The sequence below is a fragment of the Streptomyces alkaliterrae genome, assembly GCF_007097205.2.
Taxonomy (GTDB): Bacteria; Actinomycetota; Actinomycetes; order Streptomycetales; family Streptomycetaceae; genus Streptomyces; species Streptomyces alkaliterrae.
In genome coordinates this window covers 1-2005 of record NZ_VJYK02000532.1, presented here as the reverse complement: position 1 = coordinate 2005, position 2005 = coordinate 1, and the positions used below count along the sequence as shown (strand labels likewise).

The 2005-nt window shown below is 74.1% G+C and carries 1 protein-coding gene; it reads left to right on the top strand.

Annotation, left to right across the window (positions count from 1 at the left end):
• The coding region (locus tag FNX44_RS26480; RefSeq protein ID WP_228450279.1) for an ABC transporter permease at positions 1 to 1995 on the top strand (1995 nt) is incomplete at its 5' end.
• Between the last annotated feature and the right edge of the window lie 10 nt (positions 1996 to 2005).

The window sequence follows — 2005 nt, the reverse complement described above, 5'->3', positions numbered from 1 at the left end:
GCGAAGGATCCCGGCGCCGCCCCGGCCGCCCCCAAGGCGCCCGGCCGGCTCGCGGTCCTCGCCGCCCGGCCGACGGCCGTGCTACTGCTCCTCGCCGCCGTCGTCGCGGTGGTCGGCGCACTTGTCACAGGCGGCGCCGCCTGGCCCGCCGCGCTCACCTACGACGTGGGCGCGCCGCTCGCCGACCTCGACGGCTGGCTCATCGACAACCGCGAGTCGCACTGGCTCTTCCTCTACTTCCTCCTCCACCTCAGCAACGCCGCGCAGAGCTCGGTGGACAGCCTCGTCGACGTCTTCGACACCCTCGGCTGGATCGGCGTCACCGCCCTCGGCACGCTCATCGCCTGGTACGCCGGGGGCGCCGACCTCAGCCGCCGCGCACTGCGCACCGGCGCCACCGCGCTCGGCGTCTTCGCCGCCTGCGGACTGCTGGACATGTGGCGGCCCACCATGGAGACGCTGGCGCTGATGGCCGTCGCCGTCGCCGTGTCCGCCGCGCTCGGCGTCCTGCTCGGCCTGGCGGCCGGCCTCTCCGACCGCTGCGAGAAGATCCTGCGGCCGGTCTTCGACGCCATGCAGGTCATGCCGGCCTTCGCCTACCTGCTGCCCTTCGTGCTGCTCTTCGACATCGGCGTGCCCTCCGCGCTCGCCGCCACCGTCATCTACGCGGCCCCGCCGATGGCCCGCCTCACCTCGCTGGGGCTGCGCTCCGCCGACCCCGCCGCCATCGAGGCCGCCACCTCCCTCGGCGCCGGACGGCTGCAACTCCTGCGCACCGCCCGGCTCCCGCTGGCCCGCAAGGAGATGCTGCTCGGCCTCAACCAGACGATCATGATGTGCCTGTCGATGGTCGTGCTCGCCTCGGTCGTCGGCGCCGGAGGCCTCGGCGACGAGATCTACAGCGCGCTGCAGCAGCTCTTCGTCGGCCAGGCGTTCGCCGCCGGACTCGCCATCGTGCTGCTCGCCGTCCTGCTGGACCGCACCACCTCCGCGGCCGGCGCCCGACTCGACGAAAGCGGTCAGCAGGACGCGACCGGCCTCTTCGCCCGGCTGCGCGGCATGCCCGGCCGCCTCGCGCTCGGCGCGGCCGCCGTCGCCCTCTACGTGCTCGGGCCCCGGCTCGGCGACACGTACTGGCCGGCGCACTGGACCGTCGACGTCGCCACCCCCGTCGACGACTTCCTCGGCTGGTTCGAGAACAACCTCGGCGAGGGCGTCCCGCTGCTCGGCGGCACCCTCGTGTGGTCGCAGAACTTCACCGAGTGGATACTCAACCCGCTGCGCTCAGGCCTCCAGGCCACCCCGTGGTGGGCGCTGCTGCTGCTGGCCGCCGCACTCGGCTGGGCCGTGGGCCGGCTGCGCGCCGCCGTCAGCGCGACGCTCGCGCTCGCCGCGATCGGCGCCATGGGCCTGTGGACCAAGTCCCTCGACACCCTCTCCCAGGTGCTGCTCGCCCTGCTGGTGACGCTCGCGCTCGGCTTTGTCATCGGCGTCCTGGCCGCCCGCCTCGACTGGCTCGACCGACTCCTGCGGCCCGTGCTCGACACCATGCAGACGATGCCGCAGTTCGTGTACCTGATCCCGGTCATCGCGCTGTTCTCCGCAGGTCGCGCGGCCGGTATCGCCGCCGCCGTCGTCTTCGCCCTGCCGGCCGTCGTCCGGATCACCGCCCAGGGCGTACGCGGCGTCGACCCGGCCACCCTGGAGGCCGCCCGGTCGCTCGGCGCGACCGGCTGGCAGCAGCTGAAGGACGTGCAACTCCCGCTCGCACGCGGCGCGTTGCTCGTCGCCGTCAACCAGGGCGTGGTGCTCGTCCTGTCCATCGTGGTCATCGCCGGCATGGTCGGCGGCGGCGCGCTGGGCAACGACGTCGTCACCGGCCTCTCCAAGGCCGACCTCGCACTCGGCCTCCCGGCCGGCGCCGCGATCGTCTGCCTCGGCGTCCTCCTCGACCGCCTCACCCAGCCGGCCGCCCGCCGCCGCACCACCCACTGACCCCCTGCCC